Genomic DNA, 465 nt, shown 5'->3' with positions numbered 1-465 from the left:
AGGGCCCGACGATGAGCACGGGCGCCTTCTCTTGCAGATACCGTCCGGTGGCCAGGTCGTGAACCAGGCTGCGGTTGAGGTTGGGCAAGCGCTCGAAGTCGAACTGGTCCAGCGTCTTGGTGGTGCGGAACTGGGCGCGGCGCAGGCGCGAGCTGAACTTCTTTTGCTCGCGCCGGGCCACCTCGTCGCTGATGAGCAGGGCCAGGAAGTCGGTGTAGGCCAGCTTGCCCTGGATGGCTTCGCGGTTGCGGGCCTCCAGGGAGTCGAGGATGCCTGAGAGGCGCAGCTGCTTGAGTTGCGGGCCCAACTCGGGCGCGGGGTTCATGGTCGTCATGGAGATCTCCTTGGGGATGGTCAATGCAGCGTGCTGGGCTGCGGGGTGGGGAAGAGTTCAGCGGCTGCCCGCGTGAAGCGGTTGGTGCCGGCGTAGGCAGGCGGGGTGTGGTTGTCGGCTTGAGCGCCCTG

General features: G+C 66.7%; 1 protein-coding gene. It reads right to left on the bottom strand.

Features of this window, described 5'->3' with window-relative positions; all coding sequences use genetic code 11:
- Positions 1-325 (bottom strand): ATP-binding protein (locus tag ABG80_RS16675; protein ID WP_160322574.1); only part of this gene is annotated, 325 nt, incomplete at its 3' end.
- Between the last annotated feature and the right edge of the window lie 140 nt (positions 326-465).

It is taken from the genome of Aquabacterium parvum (assembly GCF_001447195.1).
GTDB lineage: Bacteria > Pseudomonadota > Gammaproteobacteria > Burkholderiales > Burkholderiaceae_C > Aquabacterium > Aquabacterium parvum.
The sequence above is the reverse complement of the archived record's forward strand: the minus strand, read 5'-3'. Positions and strand labels throughout refer to the sequence as shown.